Origin of the sequence: Peptostreptococcus anaerobius VPI 4330 = DSM 2949, from assembly GCF_000381525.1 — a bacterium.
Classification (GTDB): domain Bacteria; phylum Bacillota; class Clostridia; order Peptostreptococcales; family Peptostreptococcaceae; genus Peptostreptococcus; species Peptostreptococcus anaerobius.
Genome location: NZ_KB906634.1, coordinates 1 through 24,032, shown reverse-complemented (window position 1 = coordinate 24,032; position 24,032 = coordinate 1). Strand labels below are relative to the sequence as shown.

The 24,032-nt window shown below is 36.8% G+C and carries 22 protein-coding genes; 6 read left to right on the top strand and 16 right to left on the bottom strand.

Going from position 1 to position 24,032, the window contains the following annotated elements:
* Window positions 1-376 precede the first annotated feature (376 nt).
* The 6 genes from F823_RS0108225 to F823_RS0108195 form a co-directional block, all read right to left on the bottom strand.
* Entirely contained in the window at window positions 377-796 is a 420-nt protein-coding gene (locus F823_RS0108225; RefSeq protein ID WP_002845930.1) for a type II toxin-antitoxin system HicB family antitoxin, read from the bottom strand.
* Window positions 797-999: 203 nt separating this feature from the next.
* Entirely contained in the window at window positions 1,000-1,998 is a 999-nt protein-coding gene (locus F823_RS0108220) for an ATP-binding cassette domain-containing protein (RefSeq protein ID WP_002845929.1), read from the bottom strand.
* A gap of 11 nt (window positions 1,999-2,009) precedes the next feature.
* Window positions 2,010-2,705, bottom strand: coding sequence for a GTP-binding protein (locus tag F823_RS0108215; protein ID WP_002845928.1), 696 nt, complete (start codon window positions 2,703-2,705; stop codon window positions 2,010-2,012).
* A 59-nt stretch (window positions 2,706-2,764) separates the two neighbouring features.
* Complete coding sequence (locus tag F823_RS0108210) at window positions 2,765-4,006, bottom strand: ABC transporter substrate-binding protein (RefSeq protein WP_002845927.1); 1,242 nt, start codon at window positions 4,004-4,006, stop codon at window positions 2,765-2,767.
* Between the two features lie 290 nt (window positions 4,007-4,296).
* On the bottom strand, window positions 4,297-4,698 hold the full coding sequence (locus F823_RS0108200; RefSeq protein WP_002845924.1) for a thioesterase family protein: 402 nt from the start codon (window positions 4,696-4,698) through the stop codon (window positions 4,297-4,299).
* Window positions 4,699-4,800: 102 nt separating this feature from the next.
* A complete protein-coding gene (locus F823_RS0108195) occupies window positions 4,801-6,465 on the bottom strand; it encodes a hypothetical protein (protein WP_019595588.1) in 1,665 nt (554 codons plus the stop codon).
* Window positions 6,466-6,702: 237 nt separating this feature from the next.
* Here F823_RS0108195 and dcd point away from each other — a divergent pair, with 237 nt between their 5' ends.
* Window positions 6,703-7,233, top strand: coding sequence for a dCTP deaminase (gene dcd / locus F823_RS0108190; protein ID WP_019595587.1), 531 nt, complete (start codon window positions 6,703-6,705; stop codon window positions 7,231-7,233).
* A gap of 167 nt (window positions 7,234-7,400) precedes the next feature.
* A complete protein-coding gene (gene tpx / locus F823_RS0108185; RefSeq protein ID WP_002845917.1) occupies window positions 7,401-7,907 on the top strand; it encodes a thiol peroxidase in 507 nt (168 codons plus the stop codon).
* Window positions 7,908-8,068: 161 nt separating this feature from the next.
* Here tpx and F823_RS0108180 read toward each other — a convergent pair whose 3' ends face one another.
* The 4 genes from F823_RS0108180 to F823_RS0108165 all read right to left on the bottom strand — a co-directional run bounded on the left by F823_RS0108180 (window position 8,069) and on the right by F823_RS0108165 (window position 12,987).
* Entirely contained in the window at window positions 8,069-9,202 is a 1,134-nt protein-coding gene (locus F823_RS0108180; RefSeq protein WP_019595586.1) for a cell wall-binding repeat-containing protein, read from the bottom strand.
* A gap of 111 nt (window positions 9,203-9,313) precedes the next feature.
* Window positions 9,314-10,939, bottom strand: coding sequence for a hypothetical protein (locus tag F823_RS0108175; protein ID WP_002845915.1), 1,626 nt, complete (start codon window positions 10,937-10,939; stop codon window positions 9,314-9,316).
* Window positions 10,932-11,660, bottom strand: coding sequence for an ABC transporter ATP-binding protein (locus F823_RS0108170; protein WP_002845914.1), 729 nt, complete (start codon window positions 11,658-11,660; stop codon window positions 10,932-10,934). The genes F823_RS0108175 and F823_RS0108170 overlap by 8 nt, the downstream gene beginning before the upstream one ends.
* Window positions 11,661-11,802: 142 nt before the next feature.
* Window positions 11,803-12,987: a 5-formyltetrahydrofolate cyclo-ligase gene (locus F823_RS0108165; protein WP_002845913.1), complete on the bottom strand. Its 1,185-nt coding sequence runs from the start codon at window positions 12,985-12,987 to the stop codon at window positions 11,803-11,805.
* A gap of 187 nt (window positions 12,988-13,174) precedes the next feature.
* On the opposite strand from F823_RS0108165, the gene F823_RS0108160 reads away from it, so the two are divergent.
* Both F823_RS0108160 and F823_RS0108155 read left to right on the top strand, forming a co-directional pair.
* On the top strand, window positions 13,175-14,083 hold the full coding sequence (locus F823_RS0108160) for a manganese-dependent inorganic pyrophosphatase (RefSeq protein WP_002845912.1): 909 nt from the start codon (window positions 13,175-13,177) through the stop codon (window positions 14,081-14,083).
* Window positions 14,084-14,109: 26 nt separating this feature from the next.
* Window positions 14,110-14,634: a peptidylprolyl isomerase gene (locus F823_RS0108155; protein ID WP_002845911.1), complete on the top strand. Its 525-nt coding sequence runs from the start codon at window positions 14,110-14,112 to the stop codon at window positions 14,632-14,634.
* 173 nt (window positions 14,635-14,807) lie between these two features.
* Here the strand turns inward: F823_RS0108155 and F823_RS0108150 are convergent, their stop codons facing one another.
* The 5 genes from F823_RS0108150 to hemC all read right to left on the bottom strand — a co-directional run bounded on the left by F823_RS0108150 (window position 14,808) and on the right by hemC (window position 21,658).
* Window positions 14,808-16,160, bottom strand: coding sequence for a M18 family aminopeptidase (locus F823_RS0108150; protein WP_002845910.1), 1,353 nt, complete (start codon window positions 16,158-16,160; stop codon window positions 14,808-14,810).
* A gap of 57 nt (window positions 16,161-16,217) precedes the next feature.
* Window positions 16,218-18,578, bottom strand: coding sequence for an ATP-dependent helicase (locus tag F823_RS0108145; protein WP_002845909.1), 2,361 nt, complete (start codon window positions 18,576-18,578; stop codon window positions 16,218-16,220).
* 138 nt (window positions 18,579-18,716) lie between these two features.
* Window positions 18,717-19,163 carry a precorrin-2 dehydrogenase/sirohydrochlorin ferrochelatase family protein gene (locus tag F823_RS0108140; RefSeq protein ID WP_004167242.1) on the bottom strand — a complete coding sequence of 149 codons (447 nt, stop codon included), beginning with the start codon at window positions 19,161-19,163 and terminating at the stop codon, window positions 18,717-18,719.
* Entirely contained in the window at window positions 19,163-20,731 is a 1,569-nt protein-coding gene (gene cobA, locus F823_RS0108135; protein WP_002845907.1) for a uroporphyrinogen-III C-methyltransferase, read from the bottom strand. The genes F823_RS0108140 and cobA overlap by 1 nt, the downstream gene beginning before the upstream one ends.
* Before the next feature lie 3 nt (window positions 20,732-20,734).
* Window positions 20,735-21,658 (bottom strand): hydroxymethylbilane synthase, encoded by a 924-nt coding sequence (gene hemC, locus F823_RS0108130; RefSeq protein WP_002845906.1) that lies wholly within the window; start codon window positions 21,656-21,658, stop codon window positions 20,735-20,737.
* A gap of 239 nt (window positions 21,659-21,897) precedes the next feature.
* Here hemC and F823_RS0108125 point away from each other — a divergent pair, with 239 nt between their 5' ends.
* A complete protein-coding gene (locus F823_RS0108125; protein WP_002845905.1) occupies window positions 21,898-22,635 on the top strand; it encodes a TIGR01906 family membrane protein in 738 nt (245 codons plus the stop codon).
* On the top strand, window positions 22,586-23,341 hold the full coding sequence (locus tag F823_RS0108120; RefSeq protein ID WP_002845904.1) for a formate/nitrite transporter family protein: 756 nt from the start codon (window positions 22,586-22,588) through the stop codon (window positions 23,339-23,341). The genes F823_RS0108125 and F823_RS0108120 overlap by 50 nt, the downstream gene beginning before the upstream one ends.
* Window positions 23,342-23,437: 96 nt before the next feature.
* On the opposite strand, the gene F823_RS11365 is transcribed toward F823_RS0108120, so the two are convergent.
* On the bottom strand, window positions 23,438-24,032 hold a 595-nt coding region (locus F823_RS11365), incomplete at its 5' end, for a group II intron maturase-specific domain-containing protein (protein WP_019595585.1).

The following is a 24,032-nucleotide window of genomic DNA, read 5'->3' as shown; positions in this document are numbered from 1 at the left end:
ACAGAACCTTCTCCACTACTATGGCTTCTGCTGACTTCTCACAGTTCGTTGTTACTAGGTTTTCCCTCTGTGAGACCTCACGGGATAAGTCGTCAGTCTTTCCTCGTCTACCTGCCTAATTTACTTACATAAGTTACGTTTGCCTTTTGGACTTCGTGACTTTGAGCCCACTCATCCTTTATGTAAGCCTTTATATTAGGTTTCTGTACGTCAGGCTACGATTTTGCTATTGCTTCTTCTCGCCATCACCTCACGGTGATAACCTTGCAAGTTGCTATGAGGTTCGTCGGCAACTACGCCCTACGTGGACTTTCACCACAGACTGACGGCATGCCCGTCATACTCAAAAAAGGACCCTGGTTAGGAGTCCTTCAAACTAATCTATATCAAATTCTTGTCTTAGTGCATCCTGTAACACTTGTGAGAAATTAACACCTCTAGCCTTACCCATCTCATTTAGGTAACTAGGTATAGTTAGAGTCTTTTTCACTGTTTTAGTATCAACTTTTTTAACATAATCAGCTATATCTATGCCAACTAATGTCTTAAAACTTTTTTCTTTGATGCTATATTCATCATCTTCTATAACCACGTCCTCGATTGGGGTAGCCTTTGGGAATTTCTTTTTTTTCAAAAAATCATCATACAGCACACAACCAAGCCAATCTTGTGCCATATACATTGCGTCATTTTCATTATCTCCTTGAGTTGCTCCGTTCTCAAAGTCCGGAAAAACAATCACATACCCTTCGTAATCTATAGCCTTGTAAAAAATAGCCGGATAGGTAACAAACATCCTTAGCACCTCCTTACAATTATTATTATACGTTTAAATACGTATTCTATCAATATGTTTCATCAAAAAAGATAGCCTTTTGCCTAAGTATTTTTACCACATCTCTACTCAGTGCTAAGCTATCTTTCTTGTTGAATTATAAATTAAGAAGGTTTAAAATATATCTACCAAAAAATATAGCCTGGTATACTTGTATATACGAATTATTGTAATCTTTCACCGAAACGAAGGGCTCTTCTCATTTCTTGGATTTTTTGATCCATCTCTTCTAGCTCTTTTAGCTTGCCCTTTTCAGTTTGACTAGTCTCTATTATATCTGCTATTCCACCATTGCTGATTATAATACGCCTATCTGCTAGTAGGGCAAGTGTCGGATCATGAGTCGCCATTAGGACTATCTTGTCTGAAGATACCAATAGGTCTAGGGCCTTTTTCCTGTCTATACCTGCATTTTCAATCTCATCTATTAACACTATTGGAGATGAAGATAGTATAGCTGTATCCGCTATCATAAGTGCCCTAGACTGACCACCTGAAAGGGCTGTAATCTGCGTATCCACCCTAAACTGTTCTCCCGCTAGCTTGTTTGCCTCTATAAGTATCTTGTCAACCACGGATTCTATATCGTCTACCATCCTAGACCTTGCATGAAGTTCCAAGAATTCCTTAACAGATAGGTCCATTACAAAGTTCATATTCTGTGACAACTGGGCAACCAACCTATTATTAGAAGAAAATCTCCACTTTTTATCTGGATATTCACCGTTAATCAGAATCGTCCTCTTTGTAGGCGTATCATCCTGGGCTGTCCATTCTATATCCGCCAATAGCCTAGACTTACCAGATCCTGTAGGTCCAACAATTGCTATCATCTCAGACTTTTTAATGTCTAACCTGTCAAAGCCCTCCCTCTCACCTGACTTATTCTGACCCGGCAAAATAGTCAATACGTCTACACCATTTGAGTCTTCTATGCCCAAGAATTCCTTCATCTGCTTGATATATTCAACTAGGTCTATAGCCAGCTTGTTAAGGTCAAGGGCAAGATCCTCTACCTCCTCAAAACTAAAGTGTTCAAGATATTGGTTAAATGTCATATCCTCAAATCCAGCAACATCTAGCTTGTTTTCCTCAAAGTAGGATTCAACAAAAGGATATTCTTCTAGCAAACTGCTAATTTTTTTATTTTCTAATTCGTTCATCTTTATTCCTCCTACTTGTCTTCTAAATCCATTTTTCTAACATTACCCATCTGGAATTCCTCACCGATCCTAGTCTCTCCTAGGCAATATGAGCATAGGGCTGAAGGCATCGGAAACCTAAGCTTCATACCCTTTACTGTGTCAATATTCTTATCTTCATCCATCAATAGGGTAGATAATTCATAAGTACCCTGACCTGTAAGACCATTTACGTGCATAGTAATGGATGTTGGGTTTACTGAGTTCACCTTTGATGCGAATACTTCCCTTTCAGCCTGTGACACTATATCTCCCTTTGTTATTATGACTATATCCGCTGCCTTTAGCATAGGACCAATCTTTTTAGGAGTATTGATTCCGGAAAGGTTGTCTATAACGCATACACCCTTGATTTCTTTTATATATGGTGAACACCTGTTACATAAGCCTGCTGATTCTGTTATCAATAGGTCTAGGCCATTATCGACTCCCCATTTTACCACTTCTTCTATATTAGATACGAAGAAGTGGTCAGGGCAAAGCGCTCCTGATAGACCCTTTCTTACAGGTATCCCAATCTTCTCATACAGGATATCATCATCTGTATACAGGCAGTCAAACTTGACCACACCAACCTTAATATTACGTGATTGTAGGGCTTCTATTGTCTTTATAATTACACTGGTCTTTCCTGAAGATGGAGGACCAGAAAATACTACTAGATTCATAACTAACTCCTTTTTTAATATCTACTTTACTATCTACTTTAATATCTACTTTTTAATATCTACTTTAATATCTCGTCATTAAACTTCTTTTCAAGGTCAACCAATAGACTACCTATATCTGTAGAATGGATAAAATCCCAACCTACCCACTTGAATTTCTGGTCTTTTCCTAAACCGTTATCTACATCCTTATTTGTAGAAGGGAACTTACCATTTGCTGAGAATACCCTGCCAACCTCTGGAGACATAAAAAAGTCTACAACCGGCTGGACTCTCTCCTTGTTCTTCTTCTTTGACATCATAAATATAGGACTGATCACTGCCCCATCTTCTGGCCACACAGCAATTTGCTTGTCTCCCTGTATCATCTGTGTAAAGAAGTAAGGTATTATGCTCACTGCTGGCTGACTTGCCTTTGATTTAGACTTGGCCTTTACCATTTCAGCTGGATGTAGGTTCTTCATATATGACCTAGCAAGATTAGATATTCCCTCCATTCCGTAATCCTTATAAATACTAACTACCAAGGCATTGAATAGGTCAAGGTCTCCCATTGGAACTGCAACAGAATCTTCAAATTCTGGACTCAATATATCTGCCCAAGTCCTAGGAATAGGCCTACCATTTAATTGATCCTTGTTTACCAAAAATACGGCTGGCACTACGCCTGTAATCAGATATTTCTTCTTAGGGTCTCTTAAATCTATATACTCATTGGCAAAGTCCTTGTTAAATTCATCTGTAGCAGCCTCAAATACATCATCGTCCATAAACTGTCCCATCAAGGTCTTATCAAAGAATAGGTCAAATCCCGCTGACATCAATACATCTGGTATCTGATCGACATCTCCAGTCTTTACCTGGTCCTTGATCCAATCAAGACCAAGATTTGCAGACTGAAGTTCATAGCCTATTGTATAGTCAAAACTATCCTTGTTTTCCTTTAACCAAGACTGGAAACCTTCCAGCAAAGGAATCCTTATTGGACAAGGTAGTACTCCCTCTATGTTTATATCCGCCCTCTTTTTCACAAGATTTATAGTCCTTGCAGAATCAACTAGTGTAGTGTCAATACTAGATAGGTCACTATCCAAAAATGCTAGCAACCTCTCTTCAAACAGGTCAACATTCATCTTCTTTAGTTTTAGGGCCATTGATAGGCTTACCTTCTTACCCATCATTTCAAGAGCCTTTGGATCCTTAAATTGGTCAAAACCATTATTTACCAGGAACTCAAGAGCCTTTGGATTTTTTTCAACTATATCATATACTTTATCATTAACCGAAAAATACTTATTCATCTTATCCTCCTAATTTTATCTATCTAACTTATATTTTTTATATCCATGTACTTTATATACACTCGCTTAATCACAGCTGTATAAACACAAAAATATGTCCTTGCTTAATAACAACCATATAAGCATCAACTTTCCTTAATACTATAATACTATAAAAGAGAATATTATTCAGTGACATTTGCAACAAAAAACTCCAAAAGAGAATATTATTCAGTGACATTTGCAAAAAACTCCATAAATAGTTTGGCATTTAGCAAGCTACCTATGGAGTATCCTAATCAATCTTCCTATTATTTATTTTTAGCCTTGTCTATCTTGGCATTGACACCTGCTAAGAATTTTTCGTTATCTATTATAAATCTCTGGTGCTGTCCCTCTCCTATGACATCTAGTTCATCTGAGCAAACAACATTGAACACTAGCCTAGACCTGTCTATCTCTACTAATTCTGCCTCACAAGTAACCTTCATGCCCATTGGGGTAGCTGCCTTGTGGTTAGTAGATATAGATATACCTACAGTCCCCTGGCTATCGTCAAGCTCTTTCTGAGCTAGCTCCTTACAAGTACACTCCATTAGGGCTATCATGTATGGAGTACCAAATACTTCAAGACCACCACTACCAGCTGCTGCTGCCGTCTTTGACTTATCAACCACCAATTCCACACTATGTTTCATACCTACTTCTAACATATTTAAATCCTCCTCGTTTTCTATATTTTTACCTATTTATTATTTTATATTTACATATGAAATTTTACAATATCCAGTATCACATTTTCAATTTTACAATGACTATATCCCCTGGCTTACAATCCTGTAACCCAATGTGTCACTTATCTTTCTTAGAGAAAATATAGTTTCATTCTCTCCATTTGTAAGAACTGTTTCATCCTTGAATTTATAGTCTATTACAACACGAACGTCAATATCATTAGGTTTAGTCTTAAAGTCTGGTGCAAAGTCATCCTGGCCTGTAACATCTTCAGCACTGACCAGACTTGAGCTAATTATGTTGTTTTTGAACTCTGATACTAAAGGTGATGGGCTATCACTTACCTTACCACTATATATATCGAGTTCTGGTATATCAAACACATTTAAGTCAAAGTCTTTTACAGTCATCATATCTACATACTTCTTGATAAATTGATGGGAATCCAACTTGGCTATCTCTCTCCTATCTGCATCATCCTCAAAAGTCTTATCCAACCACTGCTCGTATGTACCACCTGTCACCTGGGCTATACCCTTGTGGTCTAGGTTGTATAGGTTTTTTTCTGAACAAAGGTAGGCTCCTATATTCTTATCCTTATACCTTAGTACTATAACTTTGCCTACATTGTCATATATATCTTCCCCACTAGGCCTTAAATTGTCATTGCCTGCTTCACTAATTTTAGAATCCTTGTCTATATTATCTGAATTTATGCTGCTTGACTTAGACTTATCTTTAGTGTATTCAAGTACCTGTATCGGCTTTATATGGTATATATCAATGCTTATCTCTTTGCCTAGATACTTTTCTATACCATCCTTAAAACCATTGGACCTTATGATCGTATCTACCCCTGCCCAATAAAGTTTGAACCTATCTCCGTAAGTAGGCTCTTTTAATTTTTCAGGCATCTGAAGTGTCTTTGTACTCATAAAATAATCAAAATCAATCTTGTGGTCTTTGAGTAGCTTGTATGTATCCTTACCTATCTGGTCTGATAGATTCTTTGAAGCTAGTAATCCATCAAAATAATTCATACCAGTATCACTAATCTTTTTGATGTCAGATGTTCCAGACTTGTTTATCAATAGTTTCAGGGCATCCAACCTAAAATCTATATCCAAGCTTTTTCCATCCTTACCCACCAAGGTAATAGTAGGTCTATACTCGTCAAAAACTCCCTTTTTGGCATCTGGATAGTAAGCATAACCCCTAAAGCGATCATATTCAAATTTACTTTCCTTTAACTTTCCATCTTTTACAGCTTTTAGGTCCTTGTTTATACTATCTAATTTTTCTTTAGGTTCAAGTATATATCCCTTTGAATCAGATTTGTCCAAACCTAGTAGAGCATCTTGACCTGCAGTCTTGGCACCTGCTATATACTCCATCAACCTAGCAATTATATAAGGAGAGTCTATATCGAGCTTTTTTTGGGCAAATAGGTACTGGCTCACACCCTTGTCCTCTGTAAAACTCTCTGTCGCAAGCTGCCAGTCTATACTGATCTTTTCAACCTTTGAAATTCCAACTTGCTTGCTGTATTTTTCTATAGAATCGTTTACCTCTTTTGTATTGAGGTCTTGAAAATCTACACCATCTTTTACTAATCGACTATTCTTAGATGAACTACTTGTCCCACCGCTTGATGTTTTAACATCATTTGAGCACCCTACCATCAAGGACGATGATACAAGACTTGCTAACAAAATACTATAGATTAGGGTCTTTTTTAACTTCATATATCTACCTCCATATATAATATATAATCATTCGTAAAATACTTACTATTTTTTAAAATTATCTCTTTTTTTAATTATAATCTCATATTACCACAAATCATAAACAAACGACAACAACAATTATATATCAACAAGATAAAAATAATCTCACTAATTATCAAAATTATGTTAAAATACATATATAAGTTGAAATACATATGTATGATAAAACTCTTAATATATAAGGAAGGTGATCTCATGATTTTATCGGGCAAAGAAATACACAAGAATGTCCTTGCTGGCGATATAATAATAGAACCATTTGACAAGTCTAAGATAAATCCAAATTCGTATAACCTAACCCTTAGCAACGAGCTCTTGGTATACGAACATAAGGAACTGGATATGAAAATTCCGAATCCAACAAAGAGGGTAGAAATTCCAGAAGAAGGTCTATTGCTTGAACCTAACAAGCTATATCTAGGAAGGACAAATGAATTTACAAAGACAGAAAAGTTTGTCCCTATGCTTGAAGGAAGGTCATCAACAGGAAGACTTGGTCTATTTATACACGTAACAGCTGGTTTTGGAGATATAGGGTTTGCAGGCTACTGGACGCTTGAGATATTCTGTGTTCAGCCAATTAGGATCTACCCTAACACTCAAATCTGCCAGATTTACTACCACGATATACATGGTGAGTACGACCTATATTCGAGCGGTAAATATCAAAACAATACAGGTATACAGCCTTCACTTATGTACAAGGATTTTGAAAAAAATAAATAAAAATATAAACCCACTCCTGAGCCTACAAGCTTGGGAGTTTTATATTTACATAAGTTTATATCAAATTTCATCATTTTTATGAATACTTTGTTTCAACTAGGGTATATCTATATTAGAAAATAATTGACGAATAAATAAATCGATATAAATTAGGAGGAATTAATAAAATGGAAAAGAGATCAGTAACAACTTTTGCTGGAAACCCAGTAACACTTTTAGGTAAGGAAGTAAAGGTAGGAGATAAGGCTCCTGAATTTACAGCTATAAAGGGAGACCTTAGCCCATTCACTCTTAAAGATGTTGAAGGAAAGATTAAGCTAATAAGTGTAGTACCTTCAATTGATACAGGTGTTTGTGAACTTCAGACAATCAGATTCAATAAGGAAGCTTCAGAACTAAAGGATGCAGTTATCATAACTATATCTATGGACCTTCCATTCGCTCAGGCAAGATTCTGTGGAGCTAAGGGAATCGAAAATGCAATAGTAGTATCAGACCACAAGGATGCATCATTCGGTATAAACTATGGATTCTTGATGGAAGAATTCAGACTACACAACAGAGGTATCGTTGTAATAGACAAGGACGATGTTGTAAGATATGTTGAATACGTAAAAGAAAATACAAATCATCCAGACTATGACAAGGCTATAGCTGCTGTCAAGTCATTATAAACCAGTAAGCCAACTTAATTTTTACTATAACAAAAAGACCACCATAACTCAGTGGTCTTTTTTATTGTTATTTTGAGGATAATAAGCCGATTTTAAAATAAACTTTTTGATTTTAATATTAAATAGTTTCGTATAAATATGGCTCAGCTAGTCTCCTATATTTATCTTTCAATATCACCTAGCTGTTTTTCTACTTCAGCTGATACAGCCCCTTGACCACCTACTATTATAACATTTTTAATATTATTCGCTTCCTTCAGGTAGGCTGCTGTATATTTATTCAACCTATCCTTGTTGGTAAGTAGTATGGCTGCATTTTTTTTGCAGGCTAATGGTGTTGCAGATAGGGCATCTGGGAATGAATCTGCACTAACCAATATTACTGTATCTATATCCCTATTAAGTACATCCTTATAAGCCTTGGCTATTTCTATAGCTGTTTTGTACCTGTTAGATCCCGAAAATCTCCTTGATGCTAGCTTTGTAGCTGGTGTATCAGCTACAGAACTCACCCCACCGAATATAGTATCTATGTTTAGGTAGTTAAGAGCTTTTATATAAGGAACTAACGGCTTGATATATTTTTTCTGGTCTCTATTCATCTGGTACATATATGGTGCTGCAGCTAGTGCATCTGTATAAGATTTGCCACTATAAACTGCTGCCGTATTACCATAGCCTATTATTTTCTTTGAATAGTTTATCTCATTGTATACTGCAAAGGCTGTGTCAACCCTATCAACTCCTGCCAACCTCTTAGTTTTGATTGCAAGAGTATCTCTTATACTAGCTTCCATAGTGTCTACAATAGAATTTTTACCACCTACAAGATATATGTTCTGTATTATGTAATTTTTCATGGCCTTATTTACAGAATCTGGCAACTTATTGGACTTCGTAAGCAACAATGGTATCTCCAATTCCGCTGCCATAGTACCTGCAGTCAGAGCATCTGGGAATGAATCCCCACTAGCTACAACAGCATGATAAAATAAGCCCGATGACATCTTTTGTAGTTCATCAGATACCTTTACTGATGTCTCATACCTATCTTTTCCAGATATTCTACGCACATTCAGTTTATTAATTACCTTGTCCGTAACAACTTTACCATCTTGACCTGCTTCTTGCTTGTCATCTATTGAACCCTGTTTGTCCTCTGATGTCTGACTTGAAACTATATCAGTAGTTGGCTTTGCAGGATTATTATTAGTCTCCCCATATACTGGCTGTCCAACCAAAATTAGGGAAAGACACATAGCTACACTAACAACCGCTTTCTTTTTTAACTTCATACGATACCATCTCCTAAACTTCTATAATCTTATATCAATTATAACACTTGGGTAAACTTATTTCTATATTCCCCAATTATTTGCTTATTAATATTAATATCCAAGTATAGTTTATATATTCAATCTTTTTCTAAGCCCCCTGTACTTCATAAAGAAAAATACATACAATAGCCCTAGTATTATAGACCATACAGTAAATAAAATCCCATAGCTTATATACTTATAGAAGGTATGGGGCAACATCACAAGTCCAAAGAATACAATAAATACCAAAAAGATAAGAAGGAATCTACTAGCAGAATCTAACCTTGTGTTGAGTTCTGTTATATTCTGCCACTTGTCTGACCTATGCTCTATATCATATAGCATCCATGACCCGTATATAGGTAGGACAACCAGTATGAGACTTATGATACATATAGGTATGATAGATAGTCTTATACCTACATACCACTCAATCAGCCCTAATATTACACATATCAATGGTAGTTGCATGATAATACCAGCCAAGAACTTTGACAAGAAATACTTCTTTCTTGATAGGGGTAGTATTTTTAGATAATCGTGGTCTTCTCTATCTATAGAAACGACTATCGAAAATATATTTGACGGTATACAACTAGCTACTAGGCCTATGCCAACAGATATCATTAGCCCAAATACCAGGTTGGCCCTTAGGTCGCTAGGATCAAAGTTTAAGTCTCTTAATACACTGCTAAATGATGATGATACCAGTATCAGCGGCAAAAATACAGAGAACAAGTTTTGCATTATTATCGATGAGTCGATCAACTTGGATATATTATACTTTACAAGCACTGGCAATATTGAAGCCGACCTATTATTTACATGCTTTTTACCCTTAGTATACTTTGTAGTCCTCTCCTTATTAGTTCCCTTGTCCCCTACTATATTATAATTTTTTATACTCTTTAGGAGCTTCCTCATAAGGGGTTTGTAGATAATGATTAAAAGTAAGGCCACAGCAACCAGTGCAAGAATATGCCATAGATTTGACATCATCAATCTAGATATAGGCCCGTACACACTGGCTCTTGAGCTCATCATTTTCATTATTGAATCCCTGAACATATATTGCATAGACAGTACAAAACCAACATTAATTATTATATTGACCATATTTACAAGGTTCATGAACAAATTGCGCCATTTTTTTCTTATATTAAAACCTCCTATAAGGGTACTAATGCCAGCACCTAGGAACATAGTCACCATAAATATAAGTATAAAATCCAAAACCCCCAGAATAGACATAAGCCCCCTGCCATTTCTGATGGCACTAGCTATAGAAACTACAAGTATTGGTGCTACTGCTGAACAACTTGCAAGAGCAACACTTATGATCTTAGCTATTACTATATATGACTCTTTAACAGGCAAGGTCTTATATATATCGTAGTCTTGGCTCTCAAATAGTACATTGTAAAAGTATACTATGGATTGCAGTAGGCCCGTAGCCATAAATATCAAAACAATGATATCATACATAATAGGCAGGCTCTTAAAATCTATAAAGCCTAGAATTAGACCATATACCAACAGCATGACAATTATGCCTGTAATATGTGACCTTATTATTTTTTGTAAGACATACTTATCCTGGTCTAACTTACACTTGTCATCCTTATTTAGCCTGTCAAATTGAATAGGATTTACCATTAGAGAGTTAATCTTTATCATCCACTTAAGATTTGGATCCATTTTAAACCTATTCATAGTTACCACTCCTCACTATATCTAGGTATATCTTTTCCAAACTTTCTCCATGATGCATTTTTCTAAGCTCTTCAAGGCTTCCTACAAATATCAATTGACCGTCTTTTAGTATCCCTATCCTGTGGCATAATTGCTCAGCAACCTCTAAAACATGAGTAGAAAAAACTACCGTATTCCCTTTTTTAGCATGGTCAATCATCATCTGTTTTAGGTTGTATGATGACTGAGGGTCTAGTCCAGTCATAGGCTCATCAAGTATCCATATTTGAGGATTAGATAAGAGAGCCGCTATTATAAATACCTTCTGCCTCATACCATGTGACATTTCTTCAATAGTCAAATGATGGTTGTCACTAAGGGAAAACTTTTCAAGCATATAGTCAAGTCTCGTCTTTCTCTCCTCACTGCTGACACCATAAATATCAGCAATAAAGTTCCATAGGGTCTTGGCCTGTAACTTCAGAAATTTATCAGGAGAATCAGACACATAGCCTATTATCCTTTTGAGTTCAAGACTATCCTTCTTCCTATCTAGGTTATTTATAGTGATCGTACCTACAAAATCGTCGATAATTCCTACCATACTGTTTAGGGTAGTAGACTTACCAGCACCATTATGGCCTATAAGACCAAATATCTCTCCGTCCCTAATTTCCAAGTTAATATTATCTACTGCTAGCTTCCTTGCGTATTTAACACTAAAATCTCTGATATCTATCATTTTATTCCCCCTATAAAAATTACAATATCTATTCACTTATAATGTTTTGCTTTAAAATTTTTAATCTATTCATTTTTAATCCATTCACTTACAATATTTCAAGTCTAATACTTCCAATCCATTAACTTATAAAATTCTTAATTTATTCACTTATAATATTTTCAATCTTAATATCCCTATGGCCTACTGGAACCTTGTCTGCTATTTGTTTTTTCCTAATGGCAAGTGCCTTGTAGCCCTTGTAGTCCTTGAGATACCTATCATAGTAACCCCTTCCAAATCCCAACCTGTTGCCGTCCATATCAACTGTACAGCATGGAACCAATACATAGTCTATATCAGATTTTTCTACTAGCTTGTACATGTTTGGGTCAGGCTCTGGTATACCGTAATTGTTTTTAGTCAGGTCATCAAGGGACTCAATTTCATAAGCAAGCATTTGACTATCATCCACACAATATGGTAGACAGACCCTCTTCTTATCATCTAGGATTTTTTTTATTAGCTTGCTTGTATTAATTTCATTCCCAACTCCCAAATATGTGAATATCATATTGGAATCCTGATACTCTTTTGATACTAGTATCTTCTCAATAATCCTGTCATCAGCCTGGTCCATATAGTTCCTATCTAGGCTATCTCCTAGTTCTTTCATCTTTTCTCTTAAAAGCCTCTTCTCCTTGGATAGGTTTCTCTCTTCCATCTCCCTCTTAGAAAATACACACCCGCAGTAGTCCTGCCTATAAAATCCATATTCCCTAGTAATCTCGCAAGACCTCTTGTAACCACCCTTCTTTTTAAAGTCTGAAGGCAGGTTTTTTACTCCAATCTGGTCTGATAAGTCCTTGGCTATATGGTTTAGTACTTGTGAGTTTTTGTGAGGACTGATAGATAGGGTTGTTGTAAAGTAGTCATAGCCTTCTTCCTTGGCAAATATAGCGGCCTCTTTCAACCTCATCTCATAACACTTGTGGCACCTTTGTCCACCCTCTCTCATATCCTCCATGCCCCTAGCCATCTCATAGAACCTCTCTACGTCATAGGCTCCAGTTACCATTTTTATAGGATTCTTAGCCTTGGTGATATCTATGATCTTCTGCTGTTCATCTACCCTGTACCAATATTCCTCTGATGGATATATATTGGGGTTGTAGTAAAATATTGTAATCAAAAAATACTGTGAAAGATACTCTAAAACATAACTGCTGCAAGGTCCACAACATGAATGTAGAAGTAGACTAGGAGTATCTCCATTTTTCTCAATTTCCTTGATTATTTTTTCTAGCTCTAGCTGGTAATTTATTTTTACACTTGTATTATCTTTCATATATTTCTCCCACCTAACTTATTAGATATATTTTATCATATATCTAGGCAAATATCACCATAAACGAAAGTCTTTACACCATCTATAAATAGAATAAGTCTATTAATTCAGTCTATTTTTTGGTATAATTAGCTTGTATGGCAATGTCTATTTGTAAATTATATATAAATTGAAAGGGGAATAAGTAATGAGTTTATTAGTATTCGGTCACAAGAACCCTGATACAGATTCAATCTGTTCATCTCTTGTAATGACAAACTTAAAGAAGGAACTAGGTATAGATGCAAAGGCATGTTGTCTAGGAGAATTGAGAAAGGAAGCCCTATTTGTATTAGATAGATTCGGTGTTGAAGCTCCGGAGTTAATTTCATCTGTTGGAAGTGATGACAAATGTTGTCTAGTAGACCACAATGAATTTGGACAGAGCGTAGATGGACTTGAAGATGCTACAATAGTTGAAATTGTAGACCACCACAAGTTAGGAGGAATGACTACATCTGCTCCTCTAGACATGACACTTAAGACAGTAGGATGTACAAATACAATCCTATTCGGTATGTACAAGCAAAACAATGTAGAAATAACAAAGGCTATGGCTGGTCTAATGCTATCTGCCATCCTATCTGATACCCTAATCTTCAGATCACCTACAACTACTCAGGCTGATATCGACGCTGGTAAGGCCCTTGCTGAAATAGCTGGTGTTGACTGTGAAGAATACGGTATGGAAATGTTCAAGGCTGGTACATCTCTAGACGGATATACAGTTGAAGAAATAGTAAATATGGACTTTAAACCTTTTGAAATGGGCTCTAAGAAGGTCGGTATAGGCCAGGTAATGACTCTAGACATAGATTCAGTAATGGAAAAAAAGGACGACTTCTTAAACTACATCAACTCAACAGACTATGATATGCTACTACTTGCAGTAACTGATATCATCAAGGAAGGTTCATACCTAATCTACAAGTCTCCAGACGAAGTAATCAGTAATGCCTTCAATGTAGAAGCAAGTCAGGGTGTATTTGTTGAGGGTCTAGTATCTAGAAAGAAGCAGCTAGTGCCAAACCTTACACCAGAAGTAGAAAAGTGCTAGTCTAGCACCAAATTAGGAGGAAAATAATGGAACAGAACTATCCAATAGTAACAATAGAAATGGAAAACGGCGGCATAATAAAGGCTGAACTTTATCCAAATATAGCACCAAACACTGTAAACAACTTTATATCTCTTATCAATAAGGGATATTATGATGGAATTATATTCCATAGGGTTATCAGTGGATTTATGATCCAGGGTGGGTGCCCAGATGGAACTGGTATGGGTGGTCCAGGCTATGCAATCGCTGGTGAATTTACAGGCAATGGATTTGCAAATGCCCTAAGACACGAAAGAGGTGTCCTATCAATGGCCAGAACAATGAACCCTAACTCAGCTGGTTCACAGTTCTTCGTAATGCACAAAAACTCTCCACACCTAGATGGACAATATGCTAGTTTTGGTAGGGTAATCGAAGGAATGGATGTTGTAGATGCTATAGCAGATACAAAGACTGGTTTTGGTGACAAGCCAAAGGAAGAACAGAGAATGAAAAAGGTAACTGTTGATACTTTTGGTGTTGAATATCCTGAACCTGTTAAGTATTAATTAGTTTGAATTTTTTAGGGGAGCGTGGTTATATTCTTTGTCGTGCCTGACTCAAAGAATATAACCACGCTCCTCTTTTTGTATAAGCTAATGGGTGTTTTTTACTTCATTCCATAAAATCCATTCTTGCATATAAATCTGCAAGTACAGGATTTTTTCTTGATGATGAAACACTAAATACTATAAAAATAATAAATAGCCCTATAGTAGTCCATATAGTCCTCTGTATTTGCAAGCTCTCTTATTGAATGCATGGCCAATATAGGAATACCAACATCGACAATCGGCATGGACATATGGCTCGACATAATAGACCCTATTGTGGACCCACTTCTCTTGTCTGACCTGTTCATAAAGTACTGGTTCTTTATGTTTTGGCTATCACATATAGTCCTAAATACGGATACTGAGTGTGCATCTGATGCATAGGCCTTTCCTGCATGGATCTTTATAGCAACTCCACCGCCGAACACCGGTCCATTTGTAGGATCTGCTTGTTCTGGCTTGTTGGGATGAACTGCATGGGCAAGGTCTGCAGATACCATAAATGAGTTTTCTAGAGCCATAAGAAATTCTTCTTTTGTCTTACCCATAGCTATAGATATCCTCTCCAGTATATTTACTAGGCTAGAAGAATCTGCTCCCTCTTTTGACATGGACCCAACTTCTTCATTGTTGAATACACAGGCCATAGTAATGCCATCATAGCCTCCATCTTCTTGGTCTATCAATGCCATAATACTTGCATGGGCACTAGCTAGATTGTCCAACCTACCACAAGATATATAGTCCTTGTTTTTGCCGACTAGACTCCCTTTTTCGTACTCATATAGGTAGAGGTCATAGTCTAGTATATCTTCTTTTGCTATATAATCTAGGCCACAAGTGTTTTCCAAGTGGTCCTTTATTAAGTTGAGTAAATAATCCTTATCGAAGTCTTTTTTAAGTTCTCCTCCTCCAGCAAAGTCATCTAGAACCATTGGTATAAGGTCAACCTGCTTGTTGTAGGCATAACCTTCATTGATAGTCCTGTTCATATGGATTGCTAGGTTTGGGATTATTACTAGAGGCTGATCAAAATTTATTATATGCTCACTTGGTCTGAATATATCTTCATTATTTTTGACAAATACCCTACCAGCAATTGAAAGGGGCCTATCAAACCAAGTAGATACAATCATGCCACCATAGGGTTCTGTATTTAACTTTAGGACATTACCCTGCTTCATTTCAGGGTTTGCCTTGATTCTAAAACAAGGTGAGTCTGAATGACTACCGACTATCCTAAATCCCTTATCTTCTATGTCCTTTGATTTAATATTAAATGCTACTATTGATGACGAACCAATTTTAATATAGTACTTGCCCTTGTCTCCTATATCCAGTCTTTTTTTCAGGTCCAATTCTTTAAAATCATTGTCCTTGAGAATTCTTTCCATATCTGCTACTGCACTATACATGCTTGGACTAGCATTAATAAAGTCTACTAGGTCCTGGGCTAGGCCTATGCTGTTCTCTTTTATCATATGTCCTCCTTACAAATACAAGTGAGGATCCTGCCCCCACTTGCATATCAACATTTTTTAATATTTTATAACTTCAACATTTGTATATTCTAGGTTTAGCTTTTTGATACCCTTCTTATTAAATGCTACTACAACCTCTGCTCCTGCCTTAGATATAACAGCACCTTCTCCAAATCTAGGATGGTTGATAACCGACCCCTTTTTGACCTTTGGTATTGACTCTGAATCATAAGAATCATATCCTGACCCTTCGCCCTTCTTTATCTCAGGCTCGTCCTTAGTTATATCCCTCACCCTGTCTAGAGGTTCTTGAATCTTACTAGACTTTATTCTAGCCCCAATCTGCTTGGCCCTATCTATGTTCATAGTCTTTTTGTACTTGTCTGCATAATTCTGCAGTAGGCTATAGTCTGCACCTGCATATGATGGTGATGCCTTTGGTGGGTCTAGCTCTTTGACCGTTTCTTCTGGCAACTCCTTTAAAAACCTCGACTTTAGGTTTACATTGGTCTTACCATATAGGGTCCTACTTGCCGCTTGGGTCATATATAATTCTCTCATAGCCCTTGTGATACCTACATAACACAATCTACGTTCTTCTTCTATGCTCGACTCTTCCATAGTGGATATGGCCCTCGCTATAGGGAATATCTTCTCTTCCATACCTATCATAAAAACAACCGGGAACTCCAGCCCCTTAGAAGAGTGTAGAGTCATAAGTGACACCTTCTCTACAAACTCCTCCTCTTCACCTTCTGTATCCGATGCAAGTGATATATTGGCAAGGAAGTTCTGTAGGTTTTTAGCCTCCTCCATAAATACATCTGATTGTTCATATTCTATGGCAATAGATATAAACTCCATCAAGTTGTCTATCCTGTCCTGGGCTTCTTGGGCCTTGCCGTTTTCCATTTTTTCATTCTTTTTGACTATTTCTTCTAGCTCAAGTGTGTAGCCAGTCATCTCAAGAATCTTCTCTACCATCTTGCTAGGACTATATGACTCAGCAAGAGACCTAAATATACCTATGAGGTCTACGAACTCATTGATACCTTTTTTGGCCTTGGTAGAAATATCTGAGTTATTGTCTACATCAAGCAGCACTGAATACAGGCTCTCCTTCATCATACTGGCCCTGTCTTCTAGTTTTTCTATAGTCTTAAGTCCGATCCCTCTTCTAGGTATATTTATAATCCTCTTTACAGATATATCATCCTGAGGGTTTACTATTACCCTTATGTAGGCTAGTAGGTCCTTGATTTCTTTTCTCTCGTAGAACTTGGTTCCTCCATAGATATTGTATGGTATCTGGAACCTATTAAGGGCATCTTCTATAGCTCTTGCCTGGGCATTGGCCCTGTATAAGACTGCATAGTCACTATAAGGCCTGTTTGTTCTTGAGGCATTTTCATATATCTCGTTTACCACATAGTTAGCCTCTTCGACCTCATTTCTTAGGCATTTAACCTTGACTAACTCACCATCTTTTTTATCTGACCACAATCTTTTTTTCTTTCTTTCAATATTGTTGGCTATGAGGTGGTTGGCTGTGTCCAAGATTACCTGGGTAGACCTATAGTTCTGCTCTAGCTTGACTACAAATACCTTGTTATAATCTTTTTCAAACTCTAGAATATTCCTGATATCGGCCCCTCTCCAACCATATATAGACTGGTCATCATCACCAACTACACATATATTCTGGTGTCCCATAGCGAGCAACTTGACTAGCTCGTACTGGGCCTTTGATGTATCCTGGTACTCATCGACCATTATATATCTGAATCTTGCCCTGTAGAAGTTTAGCACATCTTCATTGGATTTTAGTAACTCCACAGTCTTAAATATCAAGTCATCAAAGTCTAAGGCTCCATTTCTCATCAGTCTCTCCTGGTATAGGGCATAGACTTGGGCCACAGTATCCAACCAAAAGTCCCCACTCACATACCTTGCATACTCTTTTGGATCCATAAGCTTGTCCTTGGCAGATGATATTTCAGCTATCAAGGCTCTAGGTTCAAACTTCTTGTCGTTTAAGTCAAGTGCCTTTATGCACTCCTTTATCAGGGTCAACTGGTCTGTTGAGTCATATATTACAAATGACCTGTTGTAGCCTATCTTATTTATATCTTTTCTCAATATCCTTACGCAGCATGAGTGGAAGGTAGATATCCACATATCCCTAGATTCTTCCCCAATTATGGACTCGACTCTCTCCCTCATCTCATTGGCAGCCTTGTTGGTAAATGTTATGGCAAGTATATTGCTAGGATTTATATTTTTATCTTCAACTAGGTAAGATATCCTTGTTGTCAGTACCTTGGTCTTACCTGATCCTGCACCTGCAAGTATAAGCACTGGACCCTCTGTCCTCTCGACAGCCTGCCTCTGAGCAGGATTTAATCCATCTAAATTCATCTATCTTATCGCCTCTCTTTCAAATTAGTAGTGGCATTAATCACTAATATATTACTACGAATTTATCTTTATAATAGCCTTTCTATTATCGCTAGTCTTTTAAATAATCAAGACCTCACTTTTGTTATTGAACTAGTCTTATAATAGGTCTTGGATCTTATTTCTAACCTTCTTGGTCAGACTGCAGTCCTTGCCAAAAGTAGATACTGACACAATTACATCCATACCATCTACTTCTTTTACAAAGTTCCCCGTATTAATAAAACTGGACCTGCGAGAAGTATCTAAATTATTAACCAAAATCTTCTTCTCCCTACAGTATTCTGTTATCTGGCTATTTAAGTCCTTGTCGTCAGTTGCTGCATATACCATATCAACACCATCTAGATCCTTAAATTCAAACTCCTTAGAAGACAGGTCATATTCATAGCTATCTTGGTAAAAATTGTCGTGGAATTTTTTGGCTATGACCCTAGCCTTTTTATTGTAGTTTCTGAGATAGGATGCCTTTCTATAGGCTATCTTACCTCCTCCTACAATTATTATATTCATATCTTCAATGTCAATCATCAATGGGTAAAACACTACTTATCCTCCTTGTTTATATCTTCTTCTATAAGGTCAAGAATCCTATCTATGCTTGGTTCGTCTGATACTATAGTCGGCTCATATCCCATATCAAGCATAGCTCTTGCTGTAGTTTTACCAATAGCTACTGACTTTATATCTGACAGTCTTTGACCTAGGCTACCGTCCTTATCTTCTTTTACTAAATCACTGATAGAATAAAAGCTAGAAGGACTGGCAAAGACCATATAATCTATCCTTGTACTACCTATCTTATCCTTAATAATTGGATATTGGTCTACGTTTGGCTTATTTGTATATACTTCTAAAAGATCTAATTTTATACGATGTTTTTTTAGGCCTTCCTTAAGATTTTCACCCGACAAGTTAGACCCTGCCAAAATAACTTTTTTTATCTTCTTGGCAGTTCTCCTAGTTTCGCCTGTCAATAACATATGTTCGTAGTAACCAGCTATGGCTTCTGAAAGAGATCCACCATTCGACTCAAATGTCAAAATATCGGGCTGGACACCATAAGACATGAGTTCATCTAGGGTACCATGTCCCAGACAGGCTATCTTAATACTTGCTAGGCTCCTGATATCCAAGTATGAGTCCTTCATTGCCTGCATAAAATACTTAACGCCATTTGGACTTGTAAATGTTAGGCAATCATATCCAGCAAATATAGGTTTTTCGGCGTCAGGATATAGGTCCACGTGACTAGGCTCAATCTTTATACTTGGTAGAATTAGGGTTCTTGCCCCTCTTTCTTCTATCTTTGGTAGCCACTTTAGGGCTTGCCTTGTATCCCTAGTCAAGGCTATTGTCTTTGAATGTAGGGGTCTATCCTCTATATATGAGAGTTTTTCCCTTAAATTTACAACATCACCTACAACAAATATTGATGGTGCCTTTATAGCTTCTTTTTCTACTGTTTCTACAGCTGATCTTAAATCAGTAACATAGGTCTTTTGGTCGTACCATGTAGCCCATGATACAAAGGCTGCCGGTGTATTTGGAGCCTTGCCATTAGACACTAGCCTGTCAACTATAGTTGATATATTGGCTACTCCCATCAAGAAGATAAGTGTCCCCTTAGCTCTTGCAAGTAGTTCCCAGTCAACATCTACATCTGTAGAGTTTTTACCGTTTCCAGTTATAACGTGAAAGGCCGATGACATATTTCTACTTGTAACAGGTATGCCAGCGTACGCAAGTCCACCTATGGCGGAGGTAACGCCTGGGACAAGTTCAAAGTCCACTCCAGCATCAACTAGGGCCTCTATCTCCTCTGACCCTCTTCCAAATACATAGGGATCTCCACCCTTTAACCTGACTACATCCATATTTTTTTGACCAAGCTCTACAAGAACTTGGTTTATCTCTTCTTGTTTCATAGTATGCTTGTGCGGTTGCTTGCCGACATATATCATCTGACATCCATCTTTAGCATAAAGGAGGATATTTTCATCAACCAACCTATCATATACTATTGCATCAGCCTTCTTAATAGCATCCATGCCCTTAACACTTATCAGTCCCTTATCTCCAGGTCCTGCCCCGACTATATATACCTTAGCCATTTATTACCTCTTCTTTTCCTCAAATTCTCTTAATATCTTATCAGCTAGTTCTCTCCCAATCCTTTGAGCATCCTCTAAAGGTCCCTCTAGGCTTGAGCTTACTATAAATTTACAATCCTCACTACCATAAATACCCTTTAAACAGAGTTTACCTTCATTTACTTGAGCCAAGGCACCAACCGGCATATGACACCCTCCATTTATAGCCGCCAAATACGTTCTTTCTGCCTCTACACATACATTTACAATATCATCAGATATAGCTTCAAATATATTCATAAGCTCTTGATTTCCTTCTTTTATCTCAATTGCCAAGGCTCCCTGCCCTACTGCTGGTATCATGCTATCCTCATCTAAGACATATGAATTTATCCAGTCCATCTTGAGCCTATTTACACCAGCTGCAGCAAGTATTATTGCATCATAAGACTCTTTTTCCATCTTTTCTAGTCTAGTATCTATATTACCCCTTATAAGGTCTATATTTAAATTAGGGTTAATCTTTAGTAGCTGGGCACTTCTTCTCTTACTGCCCGTACCTATTCTCATACCATCATTTTCTTTAAGCCACTTTATTGGGTCGTCAATCTTTTTAAACTTGCTGTTGAGTATCAAGAGGTCTCTAGGATCTTCTCTTTGAATGGTCTTTGTAAGTACCAATCCCTCTCCTAGCTCGCTTGGCATATCCTTTAAACTATGTATAGCAAAATCTATCTCACCATCTATCAATTGTCTCTCTATTTCTTGGGTAAATATCCCCTTGTCGCCTATCTTGTCTAGGCTCTTATCTAAAATACGGTCCCCCCTAGTAGATATTATCTTTATATCTACGTCAATATTCTCAAAATTACTCTTTATAGCGTCAACCACTATCTTAGTTTGAGTGACCGCTAGTTTACTCCCTCTCGTTCCTACTATTAACTTCAATTCATGTCCTCCAATACTAAGTAGACAAATAATTAATTTTATCTTATTTTTCTATAAAATACAAAAAAATAATCATATATCACCTAATAAAGTATAGCATTTATAAGGCATTTAGTCTATAATATGGACTGAAGATAAAGATATGGAGACAAATAAAATGCTAGAAAAAAATAATAATATTTTTGTACTGGACAAACTGTAATAATCTGTAATTATATTATTTAAGGAATGAGGTAACTATGAATAAAATTATAAACTATAAAAAAAATAAAAAAACATTCCTAGATAAATTGAGTGTGCTAACAGTACACTCAATTCCTATATTTATAATACTTACAAGTGTATTGTTCGTATTTTCTTTCAAACCACTTTACTATTTTGATATAGACCATCTTGACCTGGTCAGGGTGACGGGCTATTCAAAAGAACTCATAGCAAGGAATTATAACTACGTTGTAGACTACTGTTTAAGCCCTATAAATACTAATTTCAACCTGCCTGACCTACCATCATCCAACAATGGTATCACTCATTTCAAGGATGTAAAAAAACTGCTGCAAAATCTTATAAAAATTAACTTTCTCTTTTTATTTACATCAATTTATGGTATAATTTACACGATAAAGAAGGAAAAATACGAATATTTCAAGCTAGTTTCAGTAAATATATTTCTTGTCCCCGTCTTGCTGAGTATACCTTTTGCCCTTAACTTTTATAAGAGTTTTGAGGTTTTTCACAAGATATTCTTTAGAAATGACTATTGGTTATTTGATAGCACATATGACCCAATAATAAGCATCTTGCCAGAAGAATTCTTTTTTCACTCTGCAGTTTTTATATTGGTTATACTGATCCTATTTAGCCTTGTATTCTACTTTTTTTATCAAAAATTAAAAGATAGTTTGTATGTAAAGAAAGGATCTAATAATGAACGAGACGATAGAAATACTATCACAGGCAGCAAGTCAAAAAGTTAAAATAATAAAGAAAAATCCCTCAAAATATTGGGTATCATCTGTTTTTGCTGGTGCGTTAATAGGACTGGGTGTCCTGGTATCATTTACAGTGGGTGCTATTTTAACATCTGCACATAGCCCAGGGGCAAAGCTACTTCCCGCACTTTCATTTTCCGTAGCCTTGTCACTGGTTATATTTTTAGGTACGGAGTTATTTACAGGCAATAATATGATAATGACTATAGGCAGATTAAATAGAAGCGTTACTACAAGCCAATTGTCTTCAGTTTGGCTTAGGTCTTGGGTTGGAAATTTAATAGGATCTATAATTCTTTCGGGAGTATTTATAGGAACTGGCCTAATCAAGGGACCTATTCAGGATTTCTACTCAGCGGCTGCACTTGCAAAGGTGAGTCTTAGTCCACTGGAACTTGTTACAAGAGGAATCTTCTGTAACTTCCTAGTGTGTCTTGCTATTTTAACATGTAATAGGACAAAAAATGATGCTGCAAAACTTATAATAATCATAATGTGTATTTATGCCTTTATGACTAGTGGTTTCGAACATAGTATAGCAGATATGACTGTGTTCGCTATAGCAATAATGTCTAAGTCAATAACAAGCATAGGTATTGGACAGGCTGCATATGCCCTATTCTTTATAACTATAGGTAATATTATTGGTGGCAGTTTGTTAGTTGGATGGGTTGCAAATAAAATTAAATAAATATAGGACAAGTTCCTAAAAAATTCATACAATCGAGTAGGGAGAACTTCCTACTCCCTCTCACACCACGGAGCGTGCCGTTCGGCATACGGCGGTTCAATTCATGTAATAATCTAAACAACTAATGAGTCCTCGCTTTGCGAGGATTTCTTTTGTTATCCTGCGAAGTCCGGCTGTTTTTGCTACCGCCTGATAATGGTCTGCAAATCCTACAGATTGTCTTGCCATCCATTCGGGTACGCCAAGTTTCTTTAACCCCCACATCCTTTTCTCACTGGTTTTCCACTGTTTCCAGATGACTATTCTCATACGGTTTCGAAGATGTTCGTCTATTTTTGTCATATTTTTCTTCATTTTACCTATCCTAAAATAGTTTATCCACCCTCTTATCACCTGATTTAGTCTTTGTATCCTGTAGTCCATAGATACTGACCACGAACGATATGTTAGTTTCTTGAGTTTCCTCTTAAACCTATTTATCGAATCTTTATGTGGTCTGGCTTCCCATTTTCCATTCATTTTCACAAAGCCAAATCCTAGGTACTTGAGCCTCGTTGGTTTTGTGACTTTGGATTTAGTAGCATTTACCTTAAGGCTTAACTTCCTCTCTATCCACGATGTGACCGTATGCATCACTCTATTTGCAGCTGCACTGCTTGCAACGGTTATTATACAGTCATCTGCATATCTA